The organism is Treponema denticola, from assembly GCF_024181405.1.
GTDB classification, from domain to species: Bacteria; Spirochaetota; Spirochaetia; order Treponematales; family Treponemataceae; genus Treponema_B; species Treponema_B denticola_D.
In genome coordinates, this window is record NZ_CP051302.1 from 1,716,859 (window position 1) to 1,741,597 (window position 24,739).

Genomic DNA, 24,739 nt, shown 5'->3' on the forward strand with positions numbered 1-24,739 from the left:
AATATCTCCCTCAGGCCGAGATACTATCATAATTTACAGTCTTTTTCAAGCTATATTCTTTTTTTAAAGACAAGGACTGAGCATCCTCTTACCCCTTCTTAAAGATAAGGCTCTCATCCCCCTTGTCAACCAGTATTGTGCTTCCTTCGGGGAATTTGCCTTCGAGGACTTCGCGGGCGAGTTTGTTTTCAAGCTCGGCCTGTATGGCCCTCTTCAGGGGGCGGGCACCGAACATAGGGTCGTAGCCTATGTCTGCAAGAAAATCCTTAGCCTTATCCGAAACTTTTAAGCCTAGTCTGCGGGCCTGCAAGCGTTCTGCAACTGACCTCAGCTGAATATCGACGATCTTTCGTATATGCTCTTTTTCGAGCCTGTTAAAGGTTAAGATTTCATCGATGCGGTTTAAAAATTCCGGTCTAAAATTATCGCGGAGGATTTGGGTAATTTCTTCTTTTATACTTCCCATATCCTTTGCGGTCAATATATACTCGGAACCTATGTTGCTGGTCATAATTATAATTGTGTTCTTAAAATCGACTACCCTGCCCTGCCCGTCGGTAAGACGCCCGTCATCCAAAATCTGCAAAAAGACGTTAAACACATCTTGATGAGCTTTTTCGATTTCGTCAAAGAGGATTACGCTGTAGGGCCTGCGTCTTACGGCCTCGGTAAGCTGGCCTCCCTCATCATAGCCCACATATCCGGGGGGTGCTCCTATCAGGCGGCTCACGGAATGTTTTTCCATGTACTCGCTCATATCAATTCGGGTAAGAGCTTTTTCGTCATTGAACAAAAAGTCGGCTAGGGTTCTGGCTAATTCGGTCTTGCCGACACCGGTGGGGCCTATACATAAAAAACTTCCCAAGGGACGGTTCATGTCGGAAAGACCTGCCTTGTTTCTTCTTATAGCATCCGAAACCACCCTTACGGCTTCATCTTGTCCGACGACGCGGGTTTGTAAAACTTTTTCAAGCTGTAAGAATTTTTGCATCTCGCTTGCAAGCATTTTTGCAACGGGAATACCTGTCCACATTGAAACGATTCGGGCTATATCTTCTTCACAAACCTCTTCGCGTAAAAGCTGTCCCTGCTGACCGGCTTTTTTTTCAAGCTCGGCAGTAACGGCAGCTATCTTTTTTTCGAGCTCGGGAATTTTTCCGTATTTTAGCTCGGCGGCCTTGTTTAAGTTTCCTTCCCGGCTGTACTTGGTTTCTTCGATACGGAGCTGTTCCAATTCTTCCTTGTATTTGCGGGATTCGTTAATGCGGGACTTTTCGTTTTGCCATTGGGCCTGCATCGCATTCCGTTTTGAAGAAAGCTCTGCCAATTCTTCTTCAAGTTTTAAAAGCCTTTCCTTTGAGGCCGTATCGTTTTCTTTTCCTATAGAAACCTTTTCGATATTCAATTGAAGAATTTTGCGCTCAACCTGATCAAGTTCAACAGGCTGGCTTTCTATTTCCATTTTAAGGCGGCTTGCGGCCTCATCCACAAGGTCGATTGCCTTGTCGGGCAAAAAGCGGTTTGTGATATAACGGTTGGAAAGTACAGCTGCCGCTATGAGGGCCTCATCCCTTATGCGTACCCCGTGATGAACTTCATATTTTTCCTGTAAGCCGCGCAGAATTGCTATCGTGTCTTCAACCGTAGGTTCGGGACAGTAAACCTGTTGGAAGCGGCGTTCAAGGGCGGCATCTTTTTCGATGTATTTTCGGTATTCGTTTAAGGTGGTGGCTCCTATCGCCCTGAGCTCTCCGCGGGCAAGGGCCGGCTTTAATAAGTTTGAAGCATCCATCGAGCCTTCGCTTGCTCCGGCACCTACAAGGGTGTGAAGCTCGTCGATAAATAGAATGACTCGGCCTTCGGATTTTTGCACTTCGGAAATTACGGCCTTTAATCTTTCTTCAAATTCGCCGCGGAATTTTGCTCCTGCGACCAAGGCTCCGAGGTCGAGGGATAAAAGTCTTTTTCCCTTTAAGCTGTCGGGTACATCGCCTGAAACGATACGCCTTGCGAGGCCTTCGACTATGGCTGTTTTTCCGACTCCCGGTTCTCCGATCAAAACGGGATTGTTTTTTGTTCTGCGGGAAAGAACCTGCATTACCCGCCTTATTTCTTCATCCCGTCCGATTACGGGATCTATCTTTTCGTTTTTTGCAAGCTGTGTAAGGTCACGGCAAAATTTTTCCAAACTTCTAAATGTAGATTCGGGATTTTCGCTTGTTACTCTGTTGTTTCCGCGGATTTCTTTAAGCGCAGAAAGGAGATTTTTTAGATTGATACCCCGTGAACGCAAAAGTTCTCCCGTTTCGTCCTTAGATTCACTTAGAGCGAGTAAAAGATGTTCGGTAGAAACATATTCGTCTTTTAATTTATCTGCATAGCCTTCGGCATTTGCAAAAACCTTTGCAAGTAAGGGCGAAATATAAGTTTGAGCGGACTGTCCCGTAACACGGGGCTTTCTGTCAAGCATTTTATCGAGGTCATCCAAAAGACTTTCGGGACTTACTCCGATTTTTTCTACTAAAGGCGGAACAATTCCGTCCTCTTGTTCTAAAAGAACATACAAAAGATGTTCACTTTCAACCTGACTGTGGTCGTCTCTTTGGGCAAGCGAAGAAGCCTCTTGAACGGCTTCCGATGCCTTAACTGTATACTTATCTATATTCATGTATAAAAAATAATAAAAATTCGGGAAAAAATCAACAATCTAATCTTAAAATATCAGACGAATTTGAAGAAAGACAACTTGTCATATTTTGAATCATCATATATAATGCCGAAACTGCCTTTTTCACAGAGGCAAATACATTTTCTAGGAGTTCTTCATGGATAAAAAAAAGAACAAGGAAGTTTCAGGCTTCCTAAAAGGAGTTGAAAGGATCGGAAACAAGCTGCCGCATCCTGCTATGATTTTCTTAATTTTAAGTATCATTGTAATCATCGTTTCTGCACTCGCAGAAGCCTACGGCACTCCCGTTACCTACTTTGATGCAAAAAAGGGAAAAGAAGTTACTATCGGAGCTGTATCGCTTTTAAACCTTGACGGTCTTAGGTACATTCTAAACACCGCTACAAAGAATTTTACAGGCTTTGCACCCTTGGGAACGGTTTTGGTTGCCATGCTCGGTGTAGGTGTTGCAGAGTGGACAGGACTTATCAATACCTCTCTTAAAAAACTTCTTTCAGGCGTTCACCCCAGACTTTTGACTGTTGTTGTTGTTTTCGCAGGTGTTATGAGCAATATCGCTTCGGACGCAGGATACGTTGTAGTTATTCCCCTTGGAGCCATCGTATTTGCTAATGCAGGCCGCCACCCGATGGCCGGTCTAGCAGCCGCTTTTGCAGGTGTTTCGGGAGGTTTCTCTGCCAACCTTATGCTCGGTACAATCGACCCTCTTTTGACAGGTATTACAGCTGAAGCCTTGCATAATGCAGGAATGGATATAGCTATCGACCCGACATGTAACTGGTTCTTTATGATTGCTTCCACTTTCCTTCTTACGGTTGTAGGTACATTTGTTACGGAAAAAATTGTTGAAAAGAACTTAGGAACATATAACGGATCATACAAGCCGGACAACATGCCTATTTCCGATGTTGAAAACAAGGGACTCAAACTTGCAGGTATTTCAATTTTAGTAGTTTTAGTTCTTTTAATTATCGGCCTTTTCGGTCTTCCCAAGCTCCCCGGTCTTGCAGTTTTAAGAGAAATCGATCCCAAAACAGGGGAAAGCTCAATTTCAAACTTTATGCACGGAGGTCTTTTGCCGGTAATTCTTTTAATCTTCTTGATTCCCGGTCTTATTTACGGAAAGAAAACAGGAAAGATTAATTCTTCACATGACCTCGTTAAGGGTATGTCTCAGGCTATGAGCTCGATGGGCGGTTATCTCGTATTGAGCTTTTTCGCTGCACAGTTTGTAAACTACTTCGGAAAAACAAACCTCGGAACAATCATTTCGGTAAACGGTGCAAACTTTTTAAAGAGCATCGGCTTTACAGGCTTGCCGCTTATAATCTCCTTCGTTATTATTTCGGCCTTCCTTAACCTCTTCATGGGCTCGGCTTCTGCAAAGTGGGCTATTATGGCTCCTATCTTTGTTCCCATGATGGTAAACCTAGGCTTTTCACCTGCTTTAACACAGGTAGCTTACCGAATCGGAGATTCAAGTACAAACCTCATCACTCCCCTGATGAGCTATTTTGCAATGATTGTTGTATTTATGAAAAAATACGATGAAGATTCCGGTCTTGGAACATTGATTTCAACCATGCTGCCCTATTCAATCGCGTTCTTGCTTTCATGGATAGGCCTCATGATTATTTGGTACATCTTCGGTCTGCCCCTCGGCCCCGGAGCATTTATCCACATCTAATCGATTTTACGATTATCTAAAAATAACCCCGCCTTGCTGTCTTTTAAACGGCCGGGCGGGGTTTTAATTTTTAAAAATCCCATGTGTCTTTTGCATTTCCAGTTATCGGTATTTTCTTACCGAGAAATGTAGGCTTTACATTGAACATTACCAAAAAGAAGGTTTTTACCCTTGCTAGAGCTTCTCTTATTTCCCAGCTTATACGGGTTTCCCTGCTGTACCTTAAAACCTCAGGAGCTTCATAGGCTATAACATCGAGGCCTAATTTTCTTCCTATGTAGACGGCTCTTGCGGTATGGAAGGCCTGTGTTACCACAACGGCATCTTCAACACAAAAGATTTCCCGGGCACGGTACATTGTTTCATATGTAGAAAAACCTGCATGATCCATAAAGATTAGATTCTCATCAGTGCCGTAAATATCCTGCATAAAAATACGCATTCTGTTTACCTCATCATAGCCCTTTCTTCCGTGGTCGCCTGAAATCAAAACTCTTTCGGCTTTTTTGTTTTTTAAACAATTTACGGCGGCTTCGATCCTATCCCTCACAACATGCGAAACCGTGTTTTTATATACCTTAGCTCCGGGGACAATCACAACATATTTTTCCGGCAAGGCGGAAATGTTTTTATAAATATAAGGTTTTGAATAGTTAAGCATGTAGATGTTTATACTTACAATTCCTATTAAAATTAAAGCAAAAAGAAAAATAATGCATAAGGCTATTTTTTTTATGGATTTAGATTTCATGTAACCGGGAGCTCCTACGGCTTATATTATACCATAAAAAACTGAATATGTGTATGGATGCGGGGTTTAAAAGCACCATCAATCAATCCCTTCAATTCTTCCCTTGTACAATCCGTAAAAACGTGGTACAATGCAAAACCTTAGCTTAACTGAAAGGTTTTTAATTTTTTTGGAGGATTGTTTTGGCTCAACCGGATTATTTGAATATTCTTAATGAAGAGCAGCTTGCGGCTGTTAAGCATCAGGGTTCTCCTCTTTTGATTCTTGCGGGGGCGGGGTCAGGAAAGACTCGGGTTATTACCACCAAGATCGCATACCTTATTGCCGAACATAATATCGAACCTGAACGTATCCTCGCCGTAACATTTACAAACAAGGCCGCCAAAGAAATGTCCGAAAGAGCATCTTATCTGGATAAAAGAGCAGAGCGGGCTATGATCCGAACCTTTCATTCTTTTGGAGCATGGATTTTACGCATGTATGCGGAATGGGCAGGGCTTTCACATAATTTTACAATCTATGATGATGACGACGCTCTTTCCCTTTTAACCCAAGCCTCCCCTGCTCTTACAAAAAATGCAGCCCGCGGCATCATAAAAAAAATTTCGCGTGCAAAGGATTATTGCCTTCTCCCCGATGATCCGCTTTTGCAGGAAGTCGATCCTAATCCAGAGTTTGCAAAAATCTATGCCGACTATCAAAAGAGATTAAAAGAAACCGGAAACGTAGACTTCGGGGATCTTATCATGATTCCTGTTATGCTCTTAAAAGAAAATCCGCAAATCAGAGCCTCTCTTCAAAACCGCTTTTCCGTAATAATGGTCGATGAATATCAGGACTCGAACATAGCCCAATTTGAATTCTTAAAAGTCCTCACAGGAGAGAACACCTACATCTGTGTTGTAGGAGATGATGACCAATCTATCTACCGTTTCCGCGGTGCCGAAGTTCAAAACATATTAACATTTGCCGACACTTTTAAAAACACGAAGATAATAAGGCTCGAAAAAAATTACCGCTCATATTCGGAAATTCTTGCGGTCGCAGATTCCGTTGTAAAAAAGAATACGGGCCGTCTCGGTAAAACCCTTGTAGCCGAAAGAGGAAAGGGACAAAAGCCTCACATTTATTTTTTGCCCAATCAGGAAACCGAGGCGGAACTTTGTGCCCGCCTTATATCGCAAGAAGTCGAAAACGGAGGAGCATATTCCGACTGGGCTGTCTTGTACAGAACTAACGCCCAATCCTTAAATTTTGAAACGGATTTTTTACACAAAAAAATTCCCTATCAGGTCATAGGTACTTTAAAATTTTATGAGCGGGAAGAAATAAAGGATGCTCTTGCCGTTCTTGCCCTTATCTCAAACGGAAGGGACGAGGTCTCTTTAAGGCGTATCATAAACAAGCCTGCACGAGGTGTGGGAGAAATTACTCAAAAAAAATTAATCGATCTTTCCCGAGAACTTATGTTTTCTCAAAAAAGCGATGAGCTCAGTTTGGAGTCCAAGGACGATTATATCTCGGCTATGTCTGCCCTCGTGAATTCGGTCTCCCTCACAAAAAAAGCAAAAGAAGGCCTAAAGAATTTTTTAAACACAATAAAGGAATTACGCAGCATAATAGAAGCAGGAGACATCTTTTTTAAAAAAGAAGAACCAAAGGGCGAAGGCTTGGCGCCTTTTATCTATGAGGTTTTAAAACAATCGGGCTTCGCCGAATATTACGAATCGCTAGACTCGGCTTCCGGCACTCAAAAGACGGCAAACTTAAATGAGCTTGCAAACACAGCATCGCTTTACGATTTTTCGGTAAAGGGTTTGAGCGAATTTTTAGAGCACATCGAATTGGATAGAAGCCTTGCCGGCTCCGAAGAAAAAAAAGATTCCGTAAACCTCATCACCATTCATAACACAAAGGGCTTGGAATTTAAAAACGTAATTATCACGGGCCTTGAAACGGGAGTTTTTCCCCGCGACAACGGAAACTTTGATGAGCTTGAAGAAGAAAGAAGACTTATGTATGTAGCCTGCACCCGTGCAAAGGATGCACTCTACATGACAAGCTGCTCCTCGCGCCGCCTATACGGCAGCCTGACCTTTACCCAGCCAAGCCGCTTTATCTTCGAAATAGATAAAGACCTCGTAAATATCTCGGAGGCTTCATCTCCTTATTCTGCTTTTTCAGGCAGCTTCGGGAAACAAATCCCTGCCGATTTTGGAACAAAAAAAGAAGAACATCCCCTCCTTTCCAAATGGAAGAAGGGAGAAAAAATTTATCACGACGATTACGGCTACGGGGCAATAATTAAGGCCGATATTTCAAGCGGAGAACTTGTGGTAAACATCCAATTTGAAACCGGCCTTATAAAACGCTTTATGCCCGAATATCAGGCAAACGATATGACAATAATAAAAGACTAAGAGTCCTTTTCAATCATATCAGACATATCGGCAACACAATAGGTACAGACCAAGTCTCCTGCGACATTGTTCATCGTTTCAAACATATCAAGGATTGGATTGATACCGAGGGCGAGTCCGACTATAATGGCAATCTGGCCCGGATCCAAATTCATATTCTGCAAAATAATGAATAAGAGCATTAAGCTGCCGCCCGGAACACCGCCTGCACCTACCGAGGCAAGGACTGTTGTAATTACCAAAACCAAAAGAGCTGTAAAACCGATATCCGCCCCGAACATATTGGCCGCTAAAACTGCAAACATAGGTAAGTGAACACATACCCCGTCCATATTTACGGTCGAGCCTAGGGGAAGAGCGAATGATGAAAGGTTATCGCTTATGTGCAAGGTTTCTTTTGCCGTTCTCAATGAAACGGGGAGAGTCGCAGCAGAGCTTCGGGTAACAAAGGCAGTAAGCATGGGTTCGCGTATCTGCATCATAATCTTAATCGGATTCTTACGGGTAGAAACGGCAATCATAACAGGATAAACCACGAAGACCATACCGAGAATACCGATAACAACACCCAATGTAAGCATTATATATGGGCCGAAAAGTTTTGAACCGTATTGTGCAAAGTTTACAGAAGTTAAACAAAACACACCTATGGGCGAATAAGCCAATATCCAGTCAACCATCTTAAATACGGTTTCCTTACAAGTTTCAACGATATTTAAAAATAGCTTTGCACCTTCCTGTAATTTTGCATCATTTTTCTCGGAAATTATTTTTAAAGCAATACCGAATGCAATAGCAAAAACAATGATAGCCAAGAAGTTTCCTTGAGCAAGGGCTTTAAAGGGATTTTGGAACATATCTAAAAATACATCTGCAAGAGAGCCTGCAGAAGCCGGAGCAATCTCGACTGAACCCATGCTCATTAGGCTCGCCCATTCTGAGTGTGAAGTTCCCGATCCCGGATTAAAGGCAAGGGCAAGAAAGGATCCTACAATAGCTGCAAACAATGAGGTAACAAAATACCAGATTATAACCTTAACTCCTATCTTACCGAATTCTTTTGTCGGCAAAGAAGCAGCACCGGAAATAAGAGACAAGAAGATAACCGGAATAACGATCATCTTTAACATAGATACAAGGATATTTCCAAAAGGCGATACCCAAGTTACATAACCGCCGACATCGACGCCTGTTTGCCAAAGAACGATACCGACAACCAAACCAAGGATGAATGCTATAAAAATCATCCATACGAGCTTTTTATTCATTAGCTCCCTCCTATTTTTAAGACCAAGAAAACCTTAGTCAAAGTTATTATAATCTTACCATTGAATAAACGAATTTTCAAGCTTTTATTTACTTTTTTCTATATTTATGTTACAGTACCGGACATATAAGTATTCATTGGAGGACTTTATGGATTTTAAACGAAATATAGAAAAGTATGTTGAACTTATTTTAAAAGTCGGCCTTAATATACAAAAAGGCGACGGAATATTTGTGCTTGTAAACGAACACTCAATCGGCATGGTTCGTGAAGTTACAAAACAGGCTTATAAGATGGGAGCTAAGGATGTTGTCTATGATTTTTCGGATGATGAGATGACTCTTGCCCGCTATGCCTATGGAGACGAAAGCATCTTTAAGGAAATGCCCAAATTTAAAATCGACTACATGGAAGCGGCTTATAAAAATAACTATCATCGCCTTGCAATAGTAGCCGACAATCCGGAGCTCTTAAAAAATGCAGATGCAAAAAAAGTTTCGGAATGGAATAAAACCAGAGCCATAGCTTCAAAACCCATAATGAAATACACTATGGAAAACCATGTAAAATGGTGTGTTGCAGCCCACCCTACTCCGGCTTGGGCAAAATCGGTCTTTCCGGAATTGACTGAAGAGCAAGCCATTACAAAACTTTGGGAAAAGGTCTTTGATGCAACAAGGGTCAGCATGGAGGATCCGGTCGCCGCATGGAAAGAACATGATGCAGCCTTAAAAAAACATCAAAACTTTTTAAACGAAATGGCCTTTGAAAAACTTTTATACAAGGGACCGGGAACAGACTTGGAAGTGTATCTTACCGAAGGGCATCGCTGGGTAGGCGGCTCAGGCAAAAGCACCAGAGGTGATGTCTTTATGGCCAATATCCCGACTGAAGAAGTATTTTCGATGCCCCATGCCTTTAAGGTAAACGGAACATTAAAAGCCACAAAGCCCTTGGCTGCAAGAGGAAGAATTATCAATGATTTCCACTTTACCTTTAAGGACGGAAAGGTTATAGACTTCGATGCCAAAGAAGGAAAAGATGTGCTTCAATCCCTATTAGATTCCGATGAAGGAGCCCGCCGATTGGGCGAGGTCGCTTTAGTCGCAGACGATTCCCCTATCAGCAATACCGGAGTCCTTTTTAAAAACACACTCTTTGACGAAAATGCCTCCTGTCATTTTGCCATAGGAAATGCCTACAGCGAAAACATAAAAGGCGGAGCAGAATTTTCCGATGACGACAAGAAAAAAATAGGAATGAATAATTCGATCATTCATGTCGACTTCATGGTAGGCGGCCCCGAACTTTCCGTTATAGGCGTAAAAAAAGACGGAACCCAAGTTCAAATCCTAAAAAACGGAAACTGGGCAATATAAGAATTTACCATAAACTTTGTAACAAGCCGGGGAGGCTGTCCTCCCCTATTTATTTGATCTTTTCAATTTCCTCACGGCTTAAGCCTGTTGTCTTTACAATATTTTCTATAAGATGAAAATCGGACTCAGAATGTACATTCCCCAACCGGCACGGATGCCGGTGTTTCCAGCCTTGAGAGTTTTAGACGCAAGTCTAAAACTCTAAGATGAAAAATGTACATGGAAGTACATTTTTCATCGGCACTTGCATTTTTCTCCCCTTTACTATAAAATATCTTCCGTCAATTTTGATAGATTCATCAATTTTCTTGGAGTAAAATATGGCTTATCCTTTTAGCACGATAGAACCCAAATGGCAAAAGTATTGGGAAGAAAACAAAACCTTTAAAACAGTTGAAGATAAAAATTATCCTAAGGATAAGAGACTCTATATTTTGGATATGTTTCCCTATCCTTCGGGAGACGGGCTCCATGTAGGGCACCCTGAAGGCTATACAGCAACGGATATTTACAGCCGGTTTTTACGCATGAGCGGATACAATGTACTCCACCCGATGGGCTTTGATTCTTTCGGACTGCCTGCAGAAAACTATGCCATAAAAACGGGAGTTCATCCTCTTATCACTACCCGAAAAAATATGGAAACATTTAGAAAGCAGATAAAGTCCATCGGCTTAAGCTATGACTGGGATAGGGAAATCTCTACAAGCGAAGAATCCTATTATAAGTGGACCCAGTGGATATTCCTCCAATTATTTAAAAAGGGATTGGCCTACGAAAAAGAAGCTCCCATCAACTGGTGCCCTTCCTGCTTAACAGGCCTTGCCAATGAAGAAGTAAAGGACGGAAAATGCGAAAGATGCGGTGCTCAAATTCAACGCAAAAATTTGAGACAGTGGATTTTAAAGATAACCGAATATGCCGAACGCCTCTTGGAAGACTTGGATGAACTTGACTGGCCCGAATCCATCAAAATCATGCAAAAAAACTGGATAGGCAAGAGTACGGGGGCCGAGGTTGACTTTGCCCTCGCCGATAAGGACGGAAAAGAAACTGGACAAAAAATCAAGGTTTATACAACCCGCCCCGACACTATCTTCGGAGCTACCTACATGGTCTTGGCCCCGGAACACGAGCTCGTAAAAAGCATAACTACAAGTAACCAAGAAAAAGCCGTTGCCGCTTATGTCGAAGAGGCCGCAAAAAAAAGCGACCTCGAAAGAACGGACCTCGCAAAAAACAAGACCGGTGTTTTTACCGGAGCCTATGCAATCAATCCATTGACGGAACAAAAAATCCCCGTCTGGATTTCGGACTATATTTTAATCTCCTACGGCACGGGAGCAATTATGGCAGTCCCCGCCCATGATGAAAGAGACTTTGAGTTTGCTGCCCAATTCAATCTGCCCAAAATAAAGGTTGTAGCTGGTGCGGAAGAATGGGAAAGCGGAAAAAGAGACTTTTCGGAGGAGCCTAAGGCTTGTACAACCGAGGACGGCTATTCGGTAAACTCAAAACAGTTTGACGGTCTAAAAACGGAAGAAGCAAAGACAAAGATCACGGAATATCTTGAAAACTTAGGCCTTGCAAAAAGAGCCGTAAACTACAAACTCCGTGACTGGATTTTCAGCCGTCAACGCTATTGGGGAGAGCCCATACCATTGGTACACTGCCCCTCTTGCGGCATAGTTCCCCTGAACGAACATGACCTCCCCCTAACCCTGCCCCAAGTAGAAAGCTATGCTCCCACAGGTACAGGCGAAAGCCCCTTGGCGGCTATCGGCTCTTGGGTAAATACAAAATGTCCCAAATGCGGAAAGGAAGCAAAACGGGAAACCAATACGATGCCTCAATGGGCAGGTTCTTGCTGGTACTATCTCCGCTTTATAGATCCTCATAACAACGAAACCTTTGCCGACAAAGAAAAATGCGATTACTGGATGCCTGTAGACCTCTATGTCGGAGGAACAGAACATGCAGTTCTCCATCTATTGTATGCAAGGTTTTGGCACAAGGTCTTGTATGATCTGGGATTGGTTTCTACAAAAGAGCCCTTTACACGGCTTATAAATCAGGGAATGATAACCTCCTTTGCCTATATGAGAAAAAACAAAAGCCTTGTTCCTGTCGATAAGGTTAAAAAAATATCGGAAACCGAATTTGAAGACATCGAAACCGGAGAAAAACTTGAGCAGGTAATAGCCAAGATGTCCAAGAGCTTAAAGAATGTTATCAATCCCGACGACATCATAAAAGAATACGGGGCAGACACCCTGCGCCTCTACGAAATGTTCTTAGGCCCCTTAGAGGTTTCAAAACCTTGGAACACAAGCGGCATCATGGGCGTATTTAGGTTTTTGGAAAAAATCTGGAATCTGTCCGACAGGGAAATATATAAAACTCCCGTCAACGATACCTCAACCCCTGAAACCAAGACATTGACAGTTCTTTTAAATAAGACCATAAAAAAGGTAACCGAGGACACAGCCTCTCTTAACTTTAACACTGCCATAAGCCAGATGATGATTTTTATAAATGAGGTTTCAAAGCACAAAAAAATACCCCACTATGTTTGGTATAATTTTGTAAAACTTTTAAACCCCTACGCTCCTCACTTGGCCGAAGAACTTTGGCAAAAGATGGGTAATGATGAATCGATAGCCTATTCTCACTGGCCGATGTTTGTCGAAAAATTCTGCGTTGACCAAACCTGCACGGTGGTAGTACAGGTAAACGGAAAACTCCGAGGTAAGTTTGAGGCAGAAGCTGGAACCTCTAAAGAGGAACTGGAACGCCTAGCTTTATCGAATGAGGGAGCCATCCGCAACATTGAAGGCAAGGAAATTAAAAAGATAATTACAGTGCCCGATAAGCTTGTAAATATTGTAGTACAGTAAGGGAACCCCTAATTAACAAGGCTTATTCTTTTTCGACATAGAGACCGGCTTTTTTTAAGGCGTCATTTACCGCCTCTAAAAAAGCCTTACTCGTTAAGGTAGCACCGGCCACAAGGTCCACATCTGTAGAATTCTTCTCGATAACCCTCTTAGGCAGGTATTCAAAAACGGTATCGCTGTAGCCGGGCGTATCGGCATACTCTAAGATATCTATATTTTTAATTTTGCTTTTTTCTATCACAACCCTTACGCTTATATTTCCCATCAAGCTTTCGGCCTTTCCTTCAAAAACACCCGAAACAATCTTTTCATCATTTTTTACATTACAAGAAAATAAAAAAATACTCAAAGCAAAAATTATAAGCACAAAGAAAATCTTTTTCATATTAAAAAACTTACCTTCCTAAAAAATATCCTATGTCTCCCCAGAGGGCGAATATAAAAACTACGCCGATAAAGGCTATGCCGATAAACTGAACATAGTACAGCACCTTCGGATGAATTTGCCTTCTAAAAATAAATTCAATAAAAGCAAAAAGAATTAAGCCTCCGTCCAAAATCGGAATCGGCAGCAAATTCATTATAAAAAGAGAAATAGAAATTATGCTTACAAAGTTTAAGATATCCGAAAGGCCGATTAAAAAGCCGGCCTTAAAACCTTGGGCGGCAACATCGCCCAACATGTGGGTAATGCGTACGGGGCCCGAAACAGCTTGCCTAAAATCAACTCCCTTAAACAAAAGGCCTAAACTTTTAAATGTCAAAACAAAGGCCTTGTGAGTTAAGACAAAACCGTTCACTATGCTTTTAAAAAAGCCTGTTCCTGGAATCTCTACCTTGATGTTTTTAATATTTAGCCCAAGGTCTATTCCGTTTTCGGTTCTGATAAGACTCACGGTTTTTGTAATCTTATTTCCGTCCCTTAAAATGCCTAATTCGGCAGTCTTGCCGCTTATACCGTCTAGGGCACGGTTTAAGTCTACCGTATTGGCAACTTCAATTCCGTTTACTTCCGTAATAAGATCGCCTTTTTTAAGCCCTGCAAGTTCGGCAGATGAAGAAGGCTTTACACCGTTAATTTCAAGAGGAATAAAAGAATAAAAACCTATTATGCCTGCACCGGTTTTTGGATCGAGCTTGGGCCTAAGTTTTTTTGTGAGGATTTGTCCTTCTCTTTCTATTTCCAGCGTAACTTCTTCCTTTGCTTCAGGCACAATGAGGCGCACGATATCGGCAAAGGTTTCGGTTTTTTCGCCGTTAATGCTTAAAATTACATCCCCCATCCTTAAATCCGCCTCGCGGGCGGGAGAATCGTCGGCTTCGTTATAATAGTAAACGGGAGCTATCTTATTCGAGCTTGTGTAATAGCTTGAACCTATAGCACTTACAATAGCAAGAGCAAGAACAGCACTTATATAGTTTGCAAAGGGACCGGCAAAGGCAATTATAATCCGCTTAAAAGGATGTACTCCGTAAAGCTCTCCTTCCTTTTTCGGGATTGCAGCAAGGTTTTCTTCAATAGCTTGCTGAAAGGCCTTTTCACCCTTCATGCCGCAATAACCTCCCATGGGAATTGCAGAAATTCTATATTCAGTATCTCCCTTCTTTTTTTTAAAAAGAACAGGGCCCCAGCCTATCGAAAAACTTTCGACCACAACACCGCAGAGTTTTGCGGCAATAAAATGTCCAAGCTCATGGATAAAGACCATGATACTCAATATAATCAAACCTATTAAAATCTTAACCATAAATTATTCCGTTTTACTTTTATTGCAAGCCGTTTGCTCTGTCAAGTATCCTAGCCAAAGCTATCGCTCTTGCCCTGTTTTCATAGTCATAAACTTCTTCGTAAGAAGAAGGTTTCATAGTCCAATCTGAATTTAGAACTTCCTGCGTAATATCGGCTAAATCCGTAAAGCCTATTTTTCCTTTGATAAAAGCATCAACGGCTTCTTCATTTGCAACATTAAAGGCTATAGGATAGGCTCCGCCTTTTTTAGCCGCTTCAAAACCCAAAGACAGCATGGGAAAATCATCGGTTCTGGGAGGCATAAATTCAAACTTTATAATTTGAGAAAAATCCAAGGGCTTTAAAAAGCTTTCAGGCACCTTCGGAAAACTTAAAGCATTTAAAATAGGATTTTTCATATCGGGAGGAGAAGCTTGAGCAAATATCTCTCCGTTTTTACACTGTACCATCGAATGGATTATACTTTGAGGATGAACCGTAACTTCGATTTTTTCCGGAGGAAAAGAAAAGAGCTTTACGGCCTCAATCACTTCCAAGGCCTTATTTGCAAGAGAAGCCGAATCTATCGTAATCTTTCCGCCCATCTTCCATGTCGGATGCTTTAAAGCATCTTCAAGCTTAATTGTGCTAAGCTTTTCTCTCGGCGTATTTAAAAAGGGGCCGCCTGAGGCGGTAATTATAATCTTTTCGATATTTTCTTTTTTGTGGGCATTTATAAGCTGAAAAATTGCAGCGTGCTCCGAATCGACGGGAATTATTGTACTGCCCGACTTTTCGGCATCTTGAAAAATCAGCTCCCCTGCTTCTACTATAGTTTCTTTATTGGCAAGAGCCAAATCCAAGCCGCTTTTTATAACTTCTACCGAGGCCCTTAAACCTGCCGAACCCGCTATACCGTTTATAACAATGTCGGCCTTTGATTTTTCAATCAGTCGTCTAACAGCTTCCGCATCTATCTCGTGTTTTAAATTAGAATCCTTTTTTTTTGTAGAAACAAATTGTGCATCAGCAAATTCGGCTAGAAGAGTTTTTGCAAAACCAGAATTCGAATGAACCGAAAAACCTGCAAGAACAAACCTATCGGAAAATCTCCTTATTATTTCCAGACTGTTTTTTCCGATTGAGCCTCCGGCACCAAGAACGATAACCCTTTTTTTCCCCATTAAAAGCCGCCTAATAAGAACATACAAAGGGTATAAAATACGGGAGCTGCTATAAGCAAGGAGTCAATACTGTCAAGAATTCCGCCGCGTCCTAAAATTACCTTCCCCGAATCCTTTACGTCTGCAGAACGCTTCAAGATAGATTCTATTATATCTCCGATTATGGCAAAGAGGGCTGTAAAAAGAGCTATGATTATAAGCTCTCTTAATTTTCCGTTAAATTGTTTATTAAAAAAATAAAATGAAGCAACGGCAGCTGTGATGGAACCTATAAAACCGCCTATAAAACCTACAATACTTTTTTTGGGGCTTGCCTTAATAAAACCTCTGTTGTTTTTTCCGAGCAGCATACCGAAAAGCCATGCAAAGGAATCACAGCCGAATGTCATAAGGAAAAACATGATGATAAGGGCGCCTGCATTTGGAAGGCTCGCAATTGCAGATAAAAAAACCGTCAATCCCCAAGGATAAATCAGCATAAACACTCCGGTCGTGAGACGGGCAATGCTGTTGGTAAAATTTCCCGAGAATGAAAATAGAACTTCCATAAACATCATTCCGACTGTTACACAGCCGAACACAATGAAGATATATTGAAACGGTACGGCATGTAAGCCTATCAGGTATGATGACAGAACTAAAATTGTACCGAAAAAAGCAAGAATCTTTTTAGGATAGGCAGGAGACCTTTGGGACAAAATATTGTAGATCTCATAATTTGCAATAAGGGCTGCAATAAACAATTCGATATGATAAACCAAAAAATTATAATGAGGTAAAAAATAAATTGAAGCTAAAACTAAAGGTGCTCCTACAAAAAATATAATAAGCCTTTCAATCAGTTTTTTAATTTTCATTTTATTTCTCCCTTTATTACATTAGGCATTTCCGTAACGCCTGTTTCTTTTTTTATAATCTTCTATTGCTTCATATAAATTTTCTACAGTCCAATCGGGCCACAAGGTATCCGTAAAATAAAGTTCCGCATAGGCACTTTGCCAAAGCAAAAAATTACTCAAACGTTTTTCTCCTCCTGTCCTGATAAGCAGGTCTACAGGCGGAATTTTCCCCGTGTCCAATTTTAAAGAAAACGATTCTTCATTTATCGAAGCGAGCTCATCGGAATTCAGTTTCTTTATAGCTCGTAAGATTTCATCATGTGCTCCGTAATTTATACCAAGCACAATTGAAGTTCCCGTATAAGAGGAAGTTTTATCCCTTACAGAATTAATTTCATCTTGAATGTCTTGAGGTAATCCGCTTAAATTGCCTATGTGCTCAATGCGTATATTGTTATCGGCATAAAATTTAAGCTCGGCTTTTAAATGCTGTTTAATAAGCCCCATTAAAAAGCCCACCTCCGCTTCGGTTCTTTTCCAGTTTTCGGTAGAAAATATATAAAGCGTTATATAAGGAATTCCTAAATCGGATACGGCCTTTGTTATCCTTTTTACCGTATTAAGCCCTTCCTTATGTCCCATAGAACGGGGAAGGCCTCTCTTTTTTGCCCATCTGCCATTGCCGTCCATGACAATGGCGATATGTTTTAGCTCATCGGACATTTAGTTTTCCATTATTTCTTTTTCTTTTGCTTCAAGTACCTTGTTTATTTCGGCAATGTAAGCATCGGTGGATTTTTGGAAAGCGTCCTCAGCCGTCTTTAACTGATCTTCGCTTATCTTTCCGTCCTTTTGTAATTTTTTTGCCTCATCAATTCCGTCACGTCTGATATTACGCACTGAAACTCTTGAATTTTCGGCAATGGTCTTTGCCTTTTTTGCAAGGTCCTTTCTGCGATCTTCGGTCAACGGCGGAATTGCAATACGGATAACCTTTCCGTCATTTGTAGGATTAACCGAAAGGTCTGCCTGTAAAACAGCCTTTTCGATTTCGACCAATAAACCCTTATCCCAGGGCTGAATTACTACAAGCCTTGCTTCGGGAATAGAAATATTTGCAAGTTGGTTAAGAGGAGTGGACTCGCCATAGCAATTTACTCTTATCTTATCAAAAAGAGCAGAAGATGCCCGTCCGGTTCTCAGCATATTGAATTCTTCTTTTAATGCAGCAACCGCTTTTTTCATTTTTTCTTCACAATTTTTTTTAACTTCCTCTATCATAATTTGCCTCCGATTACATTTTATTTTAACACATAAGAATTAATGCTGCAAGGACAAACCCCGCAGCATTAAAAGGTCTTAATTTACATTCCAAGTCCTAATTGAAAAATAACCAATTTTGACAAGTTCAAAGAGCCGCCGGCGTCTTTGCCGACCTCAGCCATTTTCTTTGAAACGGAAAATTTATCATCTTTAACAAAGGCCTGCTCAAGGAAGCAGATTTCGGATAAGTGCTTTGAAATTTTTCCCTTAACAATTCCTTCTTTTACGTTATCCGGCTTATTCAACTCGGCAACCTGGCCTCTAAAGATTTCTTCTTGCTCTTTGATATAAGATGCATCTACATCTTCTTTTTTAACATAGAGAGGCATAAAGGCGGCTGCATGTAAACAGCAGTCATAAGCAAATTCCTGTACCTCAGTCTTTTCAAAGATTTCAGGCTTATCCGACTTTAAAACTATAATAACACCGGTTTTTTTGTCGGAGTGAATATAGCGTGAAAGGTACTCGTCTGCACCGGCCTTTACGTTGATTAAGCGTGTAAGGTTCATGTTCTCTCGTACACGGGTAGCTAAATCCAAGAGCTTATCATTGAGCTCGGGTGTAACTTCAGAAATGTCCTTATCAAAGGCTGTTTTTGCAATGTCTTCTCCGACAGCGATAAAGTCCGCATTTTTTGCAACAAAGTCCGTCTCGCAAGTCATTTCGAGCATAACGGCTTTTTTGTGATCGCTTTTAATAACGATGATACCTTCGCTGGTTACTCTGTCAGCACGCTTTTCGACAGCGGCCAAACCTTTTTCTTTTAAGTATTTTTCAGCCTCTTTAGCGTCTCCGTTACAGTGCTGCAAGGCCTTTTTGCACTCCATCATACCTGCACCGGTTTTATCGCGTAATTCTTTTACATCAGATGCTTTAATATCCATAAAATTTCTCCTTATTTGTCGTCGTATAAATCCTCATCGCTTACGAGAGAATTATCTTCTTCATCCTCATCATCTCCGGAAGCTTCATCTTTGGGAGTGTAGTTTGAATAATCGGTAATTTCTTCTTCTCTATCCTGATAGGGATCAACGCCTGAATCGCCGGACTCTTCATCTTCTTGAAGGTTTTCGATGATTTTAAGGCCGTGCTCGTTATCGGCTTCGATAACGGCATTGGCGATTACGCCCGTAAAAAGCGAAATAGCTCTGATAGCATCATCGTTTCCGGGAATAGGATAGTCGATGCCCTCAGGGTTACAGTTGGTGTCTACGACAGCGATGATGGGAATACCTAAGGAGCGGGCTTCTCTGATAGCAATTTCTTCTTTTCGGGTATCGATAATAAAGAGAATTCCGGGAAGGTCCTTCATCTCTTTGATACCGCCTAAGTTTTTTTCGAGCTTTGATTTTTCTTTTTGTAAGGAAGCGATTTCTTTTTTTGTTAGGTTATCGAATGTTCCGTCAACTTCCATTTTTTCGATTTTCTTAAGACGAGCCAAGCTCTTTTTGATTGTTGAAAAGTTTGTGAGCATTCCGCCGAGCCAGCGGTTGTTAATATAGAACATTCCGCATCTTTCAGCTTCTTTTTGAATTGTCTGCTGGGCTTGTTTTTTTGTTCCTACGAACAAAACCGACTTTCCTTCAGAAGTTGTTTTGCGGACAGCTTCATAGGCCTCACGGATTGCAACGATTGTTTTTTGCAAATCGATGATATGAATTCCATTTCTTTCCGAAAAAATGTATTTTTTCATTCTCGGATCCCAGCGTTTTACTTGATGGCCGAAATGTACGCCTGATTCAAGTAAGTTTTTCATGGTTACTACTGCCATGTGTTTCTCCTTTGGAGCTAAAAAGCTCCTGCCTTCTCTATTTCTCGGAACAGACTACAGCCCATCAAGCCCCCCTAGGGGCTGATCTTAGAGCTGTACATCCTCCCGGATATTTACCGTAAAAAACGGCATGGGGCTATTATATAGTTTTTTGAAGATTTTGTATAGTGCTTGACAAGATTTACCTAAAAGAGTTTTATCTAAAAACTTGAAATTCGGCGGTTTTTCGTTTAAAGAATCCTAAATTCGGTTTTATTTAAGATTTCATACAATTCCCTGACCGGAAGACCGACTATGCCGGTATATGAGCCTTCGATTTTTTCGATAAAAAAGGAAGCCTTACCTTGAATTTTATAAGCCCCTGCAGCATCCTTCCATTCATCGGTTTTTAGATAGGCGGAAATTTCTTTATCGGAAAGCTTTTTAAAGAAAACTTTAGAAACGCTGTGTTTTTCGTTTATTTGGCCTGTTTTACAATCGAGCAGGCAGATTGCACTCACCACAAAATGAAACGAGCCGGAATGACTTTTGAGCATCATCTCGGCTTCTTTTTCGTTTTTAGGCTTGCCGAAGATTATTTTCTCGTTTGGAAAGGCAGTATTTTCGGCAAAAACAAGGGTATCTGCCGCCAAGATAAGCTTTTGAGAGACCTCATTTTGCGGCAAGGTCTTAAAAAGGCTTTCAGCCTTACCCCGCGCAGTTAAAATACACCTTTTTACGGGATCCTTTTCGGTTATTGAAGATTCATCAAAATTTGAAATTTCAACGGAAAATAAAACACCCAGCGAATCGAGTATCTCTTTTCGTCTGGGTGATGCAGAGGCTAAAATCAGCTCTTTCATTATTTTAGTTAAATTTTAGTTCTTATTTTGTCCGGCCATTATTGATTTTAAAACTTCCAGAGCTCTGTTTCTAACAGGAGTTATGTAGTTAAAGTTATTGGCAATTCTCATAATACTTTCAGTCATCCCTCTCTTATTTTTTACGGTGGGAGCTAATTTTTCATAAGCATTGAGAACTTCAAGAGCTAAGGAGCTTGTAGGATTGATAATGTCGAATTTTCGATTGATAAAGTTTATCATGTCTACAACTTCATCATTATTGTTAAAACCTAACTCACCTAAGGATTTAACGGCTTCCATTATTACTATCGGCTCATTATCGGTGTACATAACCGTCATAAGAGACTTCTTTGCCTGCTCGTTTTTAACTTTTCCTAAAAGGCGGCAGGCTTCTCTTCTGACATCAGGATAGTTGTTTGCAAGCCTTCCGTTTTCACGTACAACCGAGGTAAGACCTACAGTCGCAAGAGAATCAAGAGCTTCCTGTAATTCGGGAGTTACCCTTCCGCCTTCAATAGCTTCTTCGATTACTTGTAAGGCTACAAATTTAGAATCTCTTCCTTCAGAAAGAACCATCTCTCTAAGAATTATGCCTTCCATCGAATTAAGATAGGCCTCTTCGACAGTCATCATAGAATCGGAGCTCTGGTCCTGTGCAAAGACCATGGCTGATCCCAAAAACAATATCATCATTATAAAAACTAAAGACTTTCGTCGCATTTCCAATTACCCCCTTAGTTTGGTACGTATATCTCTATTTTCAATCATTTTCATTGTAAAGTCAAGTAGTAAAATCGGCTTTTTCTACTTTTAGGTCTATTTTTAGGTCTTATTAAGGTACTAAAAGCCATCTGTCATCAATTTTTTCAAGATTATAAAATATCAGCTTCTGAGTAGAAGTCATCATTAAAACCTGAACCTTAGTAGGTGTTAAATAGGCAATATCATCTACCCTTCCGTTTTGCCTTGATGGTACAAAAACATAGTAAAAATAATCTTCGATGCTTTTTAACTGCTTTCCCTTTAAATTTGAGGGAAGGCCTTCACTGGTTTTTTTTAACACTTCAGGCTTTGAAAATTCTTTTATATAATCTTTTGAAAGCCAGTATCTCCAACGTCCATAGTCCTTTTTTGCCGTTATCTCGTTTAGTTTTTTTACAACCTCTTCAATTTCGGATTTTGCTATCTCTTTGTCCTTTTTAGTAATTGATACGCCCTCAAATTGAGCTATAACCTCTTCATCAGCCGATTTGGGGGCTTCAGCTTGAGGTTTTGCCTCTTCTACAGGTTTTTCAACAACTGCGGGTTTTTGAGCTTGCTGAGGTTTTTCTTCATTTACCTGAGCTTCAGCCGCAGGGACGGGCTTTGTTTCGGGTGCGGAGGCACATGAACCTATTAAAATTAGAACAAGGCATAAGCCTAAAAAATAAAAAGTCTTTCTCATACCATCTATAATACATTTATTTTCGGCTTACGTCAACTGAAATTTTACCTCTTTCATAAATTAAAAAATCTCTAATGCTTTTTTTCTATATGCCGATACTGGTTCTGAGGAGTAGATTGCTATGGAAAAACATTCGGTTGCAGCAGACATAAAAAGCATTTTACATGAACAAATCGATTTAATCGATAATATCTATAAATTACAAAAGGCTATGTACCAAGGCGTTTTAGATAGAGATTGGCAGGAAAGTGAAAAAAATTTGAGTTCCTTAAATGAGGCTTCCGTAAAATTTTCGGATTTGGACAAGAGGTTATACGGACTTTTGCAGGCTGATGATGAAGATTCTCAAGAATTTGACTTTTACATGCATACAAAGCAATTTACTTCATCTGAGAAAAAAAAGATCGATTCTTTATATGAAAAACTAAAAGAAAAAGTTTTTTATTCAAAGATTGAAAATGACGTCTTCTCAAATTATGTTTCCCATGCTCAAGCCTTGGTTAAGGGCGTGGTCGATATTATTTCGGAAGAAAGAAACGGAAAATGTTATACGGCAGCAGGAAAACGGGTTAATACGGAAATAACAAGCCTCGTTTTAAATGAGGTCTTATAAAGGAGGATATAGATGGCGACATTTGATGCAATAGAATTAGGAAAAAGGAGTTTGTTTGCTCACCAACAGTCGATTCAAACGGCAGGTCACAATATTTCGAATTCTTCGACAAAGGGATATACAAGGCAGAGGGTAAACCTCGATGCTTTTGAGCCTCTTTACAGACCCGATTTAACCAGAGCCGAAACTCCCGGGCAAATAGGACAGGGTGTTACCATAGGCTCTATTACCCGATTAAGGGATGAACTTTTAGATCAAAGAATTATAGGGGCTACCGATGACCTTGGTTATTGGGAAACAAGAAATTCTTATATAGCCCTTTTGGAACAGGTTCACAATGAGCCCGAAGACATTTCCGTCCGAACCCGAATGGACCAATTTTGGGAGGCTTGGCAGGAATTGTCGCTCTACCCTGAGTCGGATGCTGCCCGTCAGGTTGTCCGCACCCGAAGCGAAACCTTAACGGATGCCATTCATCATCAATTCCGCGGTTTACAGGGCATAAGAGACATGGTACACGGCGACATAGAAGCAACCGTAAAGCAGATTAACGACTTAACAGGCCGGATAGCCAAACTAAATGAAGAAATAGTTAAAGTTAAGGCTATGGGGGATAATCCCAATGACTTGATGGATAAAAGAGACCTTTTAACCGAAAAACTTTCTTCTCTTATTGATATTTCCGTAGATAAAAGAGATGAAGACGAAACTTATGTCATTCATACAGCCGGTCTTGAAATAGTACAGGGAAGAACACACCGAACCTTTGATTTTAAGGCCTCAACTGAAAACGATAAATATGCAGATGTTATCTGGGAGGATTCCGGTAATTTAGCTCATTTTGAATCGGGAAAACTGGCCGCTTTGATTGAGCTTAGGGATACGGATATTCGGGACGAAATCAGAAAACTGGATACAATGACAATGAACTTTGTCGATTTGGTAAACGATGTACACAGAAATGCTATGAGTCCCAACGGAAAAACAGGCATCGATTTTTTTAAAGAACAATATTTTATAAACAATACTCTCGGTAATTTTGACAGAAACGGCGACGGGGAATATGATTCTTCCTATATCTTCAGAATTATAGGCACCAACACCCTGGATCCGCGTGAACAAATAGGACTTGAAGGAACTTTAACCCTTTCTTCGGGGGACGGTATTGTGCAGGTACCCTATTATTCGACGGATATGGTTTCAGACCTTGTAGAAAGGATTAACAGATCAGGCTCCGAAGTGGCTGCTTACCTTGACCAAAACAATAAACTTGTTTTAAAAGGTATGACAAGCCTTGATAAAGAAAATCCTGACTTTGTTATCCGTCATATCGAGGATTCGGGAAGATTTTTAGCAGGCTATTCCGGTGTGCTTTCTCAGGCCGGGCCGGAAGGTGCCTATGATTGGGGAAGAGCAAATGCAGTTGATGTATTGGCAGGAGCCCAATATGCGGTTTCTCCTATAGCCCATCCTTCAGGCTGGATGGAAATAAATCCCGTAATCAAAAGCGATATACAAAATATAGCTTCGGGCTATAAGGGCCCCGAAGGAGTCGCCTATCCGGGAGACAACAGAGCCGCTCTTGCAATAGCTGCAATCAGAAATACTCCCGTAATGGTAGGGCACTCAGCCACATTTGACGACTTTTTTGCCGATACGGTAACCGAAATCGGTCTAAAAGGCGAGCAGGCAGAAATGACCTTAAACACACAGATAGCCATTGTAAAGGAATTACACGATATGAGAGATTCCGTATCGGGCGTAAACATAGACGAAGAACTATCGGATATTATCAAATTTCAGCACGGATACAACGCTTCTGCAAGATTTGTTTCGGTAATCAACGAAATGATAGACACAGTTATAAACAGAATGGGTGTCTAGCTTTTAAGTTTTGGAGTAAA

General features: G+C 40.9%; 20 protein-coding genes. 6 read left to right on the plus strand and 14 right to left on the minus strand.

Annotated features, from left to right (window positions below; translation table 11 throughout):
* Window positions 1-88 precede the first annotated feature (88 nt).
* On the minus strand, window positions 89-2,668 hold the full coding sequence (clpB, locus tag HGJ18_RS08095; RefSeq protein WP_253695628.1) for an ATP-dependent chaperone ClpB: 2,580 nt from the start codon (window positions 2,666-2,668) through the stop codon (window positions 89-91).
* A 157-nt stretch (window positions 2,669-2,825) separates the two neighbouring features.
* Between clpB and HGJ18_RS08100 the strand changes: the two genes are divergently transcribed.
* On the plus strand, window positions 2,826-4,376 hold the full coding sequence (locus tag HGJ18_RS08100; protein ID WP_253695630.1) for an AbgT family transporter: 1,551 nt from the start codon (window positions 2,826-2,828) through the stop codon (window positions 4,374-4,376).
* 70 nt (window positions 4,377-4,446) lie between these two features.
* On the opposite strand, the gene HGJ18_RS08105 is transcribed toward HGJ18_RS08100, so the two are convergent.
* Window positions 4,447-5,127 (minus strand): SanA/YdcF family protein, encoded by a 681-nt coding sequence (locus HGJ18_RS08105; protein ID WP_253695632.1) that lies wholly within the window; start codon window positions 5,125-5,127, stop codon window positions 4,447-4,449.
* 182 nt (window positions 5,128-5,309) lie between these two features.
* On the opposite strand from HGJ18_RS08105, the gene HGJ18_RS08110 reads away from it, so the two are divergent.
* The gene (locus HGJ18_RS08110; RefSeq protein WP_253695634.1) at window positions 5,310-7,547 is read left to right on the plus strand and encodes an ATP-dependent helicase; all 2,238 of its coding nucleotides are present in this window, start codon (window positions 5,310-5,312) and stop codon (window positions 7,545-7,547) included.
* Here HGJ18_RS08110 and HGJ18_RS08115 read toward each other — a convergent pair.
* Window positions 7,544-8,815, minus strand: a complete 1,272-nt coding sequence (locus HGJ18_RS08115) for a dicarboxylate/amino acid:cation symporter (RefSeq protein WP_253695635.1) — start codon at window positions 8,813-8,815, stop codon at window positions 7,544-7,546. The two genes, HGJ18_RS08110 and HGJ18_RS08115, sit on opposite strands and share 4 nt — an antisense overlap.
* Before the next feature lie 148 nt (window positions 8,816-8,963).
* Between HGJ18_RS08115 and HGJ18_RS08120 the strand changes: the two genes are divergently transcribed.
* Both HGJ18_RS08120 and leuS read left to right on the plus strand, forming a co-directional pair.
* Window positions 8,964-10,193: an aminopeptidase gene (locus tag HGJ18_RS08120; RefSeq protein WP_253695637.1), complete on the plus strand. Its 1,230-nt coding sequence runs from the start codon at window positions 8,964-8,966 to the stop codon at window positions 10,191-10,193.
* A 320-nt stretch (window positions 10,194-10,513) separates the two neighbouring features.
* A complete protein-coding gene (gene leuS / locus HGJ18_RS08125; protein ID WP_253695638.1) occupies window positions 10,514-13,090 on the plus strand; it encodes a leucine--tRNA ligase in 2,577 nt (858 codons plus the stop codon).
* 22 nt (window positions 13,091-13,112) lie between these two features.
* Here leuS and HGJ18_RS08130 read toward each other — a convergent pair whose 3' ends face one another.
* The 11 genes from HGJ18_RS08130 to HGJ18_RS08180 all read right to left on the minus strand — a co-directional run bounded on the left by HGJ18_RS08130 (window position 13,113) and on the right by HGJ18_RS08180 (window position 22,222).
* Window positions 13,113-13,475, minus strand: coding sequence for an FMN-binding protein (locus HGJ18_RS08130; RefSeq protein WP_253695640.1), 363 nt, complete (start codon window positions 13,473-13,475; stop codon window positions 13,113-13,115).
* Between the two features lie 10 nt (window positions 13,476-13,485).
* Window positions 13,486-14,838, minus strand: a complete 1,353-nt coding sequence (gene rseP, locus HGJ18_RS08135) for an RIP metalloprotease RseP (protein WP_253695642.1) — start codon at window positions 14,836-14,838, stop codon at window positions 13,486-13,488.
* Window positions 14,839-14,857: 19 nt separating this feature from the next.
* On the minus strand, window positions 14,858-16,003 hold the full coding sequence (gene dxr / locus HGJ18_RS08140) for a 1-deoxy-D-xylulose-5-phosphate reductoisomerase (RefSeq protein WP_253695644.1): 1,146 nt from the start codon (window positions 16,001-16,003) through the stop codon (window positions 14,858-14,860).
* Window positions 16,003-16,860 (minus strand): phosphatidate cytidylyltransferase, encoded by an 858-nt coding sequence (locus HGJ18_RS08145; RefSeq protein ID WP_253695646.1) that lies wholly within the window; start codon window positions 16,858-16,860, stop codon window positions 16,003-16,005. Before HGJ18_RS08145 ends, dxr begins: the two co-directional genes overlap by 1 nt.
* A gap of 21 nt (window positions 16,861-16,881) precedes the next feature.
* Window positions 16,882-17,565, minus strand: a complete 684-nt coding sequence (locus tag HGJ18_RS08150) for a di-trans,poly-cis-decaprenylcistransferase (protein ID WP_253695647.1) — start codon at window positions 17,563-17,565, stop codon at window positions 16,882-16,884.
* Window positions 17,566-18,123: a ribosome recycling factor gene (gene frr, locus HGJ18_RS08155; RefSeq protein WP_253683644.1), complete on the minus strand. Its 558-nt coding sequence runs from the start codon at window positions 18,121-18,123 to the stop codon at window positions 17,566-17,568.
* Between the two features lie 83 nt (window positions 18,124-18,206).
* A complete protein-coding gene (tsf, locus tag HGJ18_RS08160) occupies window positions 18,207-19,049 on the minus strand; it encodes a translation elongation factor Ts (protein WP_253695649.1) in 843 nt (280 codons plus the stop codon).
* An 11-nt stretch (window positions 19,050-19,060) separates the two neighbouring features.
* Window positions 19,061-19,936, minus strand: a complete 876-nt coding sequence (rpsB, locus tag HGJ18_RS08165) for a 30S ribosomal protein S2 (protein ID WP_253695651.1) — start codon at window positions 19,934-19,936, stop codon at window positions 19,061-19,063.
* A gap of 230 nt (window positions 19,937-20,166) precedes the next feature.
* The gene (locus HGJ18_RS08170) at window positions 20,167-20,778 is read right to left on the minus strand and encodes a Maf family protein (protein WP_253695653.1); all 612 of its coding nucleotides are present in this window, start codon (window positions 20,776-20,778) and stop codon (window positions 20,167-20,169) included.
* Between the two features lie 15 nt (window positions 20,779-20,793).
* On the minus strand, window positions 20,794-21,498 hold the full coding sequence (locus tag HGJ18_RS08175) for a HEAT repeat domain-containing protein (protein WP_253695655.1): 705 nt from the start codon (window positions 21,496-21,498) through the stop codon (window positions 20,794-20,796).
* A 112-nt stretch (window positions 21,499-21,610) separates the two neighbouring features.
* Complete coding sequence (locus HGJ18_RS08180) at window positions 21,611-22,222, minus strand: cell envelope integrity TolA family protein (protein WP_253695657.1); 612 nt, start codon at window positions 22,220-22,222, stop codon at window positions 21,611-21,613.
* A gap of 121 nt (window positions 22,223-22,343) precedes the next feature.
* On the opposite strand from HGJ18_RS08180, the gene HGJ18_RS08185 reads away from it, so the two are divergent.
* Together HGJ18_RS08185 and flgK are read left to right on the plus strand one after the other, a co-directional pair.
* Window positions 22,344-22,835: a hypothetical protein gene (locus HGJ18_RS08185; protein ID WP_253695658.1), complete on the plus strand. Its 492-nt coding sequence runs from the start codon at window positions 22,344-22,346 to the stop codon at window positions 22,833-22,835.
* Window positions 22,836-22,847: 12 nt separating this feature from the next.
* Window positions 22,848-24,719: a flagellar hook-associated protein FlgK gene (gene flgK / locus HGJ18_RS08190; RefSeq protein WP_253695660.1), complete on the plus strand. Its 1,872-nt coding sequence runs from the start codon at window positions 22,848-22,850 to the stop codon at window positions 24,717-24,719.
* Window positions 24,720-24,739 lie beyond the last annotated feature (20 nt).

Bases quoted from the DNA above. Each gene is read 5' to 3' on its own strand.
- clpB (WP_253695628.1), bottom strand. From the start codon at position 2,668: ATGAATATAGATAAGTATACAGTTAAGGCATCGGAAGCCGTTCAAGAG.
- HGJ18_RS08100 (WP_253695630.1), top strand. From the start codon at position 2,826: ATGGATAAAAAAAAGAACAAGGAAGTTTCAGGCTTCCTAAAAGGAGTT.
- HGJ18_RS08105 (WP_253695632.1), bottom strand. From the start codon at position 5,127: ATGAAATCTAAATCCATAAAAAAAATAGCCTTATGCATTATTTTTCTT.
- HGJ18_RS08115 (WP_253695635.1), bottom strand. From the start codon at position 8,815: ATGAATAAAAAGCTCGTATGGATGATTTTTATAGCATTCATCCTTGGT.
- HGJ18_RS08120 (WP_253695637.1), top strand. From the start codon at position 8,964: ATGGATTTTAAACGAAATATAGAAAAGTATGTTGAACTTATTTTAAAA.
- leuS (WP_253695638.1), top strand. From the start codon at position 10,514: ATGGCTTATCCTTTTAGCACGATAGAACCCAAATGGCAAAAGTATTGG.
- HGJ18_RS08130 (WP_253695640.1), bottom strand. From the start codon at position 13,475: ATGAAAAAGATTTTCTTTGTGCTTATAATTTTTGCTTTGAGTATTTTT.
- rseP (WP_253695642.1), bottom strand. From the start codon at position 14,838: ATGGTTAAGATTTTAATAGGTTTGATTATATTGAGTATCATGGTCTTT.
- dxr (WP_253695644.1), bottom strand. From the start codon at position 16,003: ATGGGGAAAAAAAGGGTTATCGTTCTTGGTGCCGGAGGCTCAATCGGA.
- HGJ18_RS08145 (WP_253695646.1), bottom strand. From the start codon at position 16,860: ATGAAAATTAAAAAACTGATTGAAAGGCTTATTATATTTTTTGTAGGA.
- HGJ18_RS08150 (WP_253695647.1), bottom strand. From the start codon at position 17,565: ATGTCCGATGAGCTAAAACATATCGCCATTGTCATGGACGGCAATGGC.
- frr (WP_253683644.1), bottom strand. From the start codon at position 18,123: ATGATAGAGGAAGTTAAAAAAAATTGTGAAGAAAAAATGAAAAAAGCG.
- tsf (WP_253695649.1), bottom strand. From the start codon at position 19,049: ATGGATATTAAAGCATCTGATGTAAAAGAATTACGCGATAAAACCGGT.
- rpsB (WP_253695651.1), bottom strand. From the start codon at position 19,936: ATGGCAGTAGTAACCATGAAAAACTTACTTGAATCAGGCGTACATTTC.
- HGJ18_RS08170 (WP_253695653.1), bottom strand. From the start codon at position 20,778: ATGAAAGAGCTGATTTTAGCCTCTGCATCACCCAGACGAAAAGAGATA.
- HGJ18_RS08175 (WP_253695655.1), bottom strand. From the start codon at position 21,498: ATGCGACGAAAGTCTTTAGTTTTTATAATGATGATATTGTTTTTGGGA.
- HGJ18_RS08180 (WP_253695657.1), bottom strand. From the start codon at position 22,222: ATGAGAAAGACTTTTTATTTTTTAGGCTTATGCCTTGTTCTAATTTTA.
- HGJ18_RS08185 (WP_253695658.1), top strand. From the start codon at position 22,344: ATGGAAAAACATTCGGTTGCAGCAGACATAAAAAGCATTTTACATGAA.
- flgK (WP_253695660.1), top strand. From the start codon at position 22,848: ATGGCGACATTTGATGCAATAGAATTAGGAAAAAGGAGTTTGTTTGCT.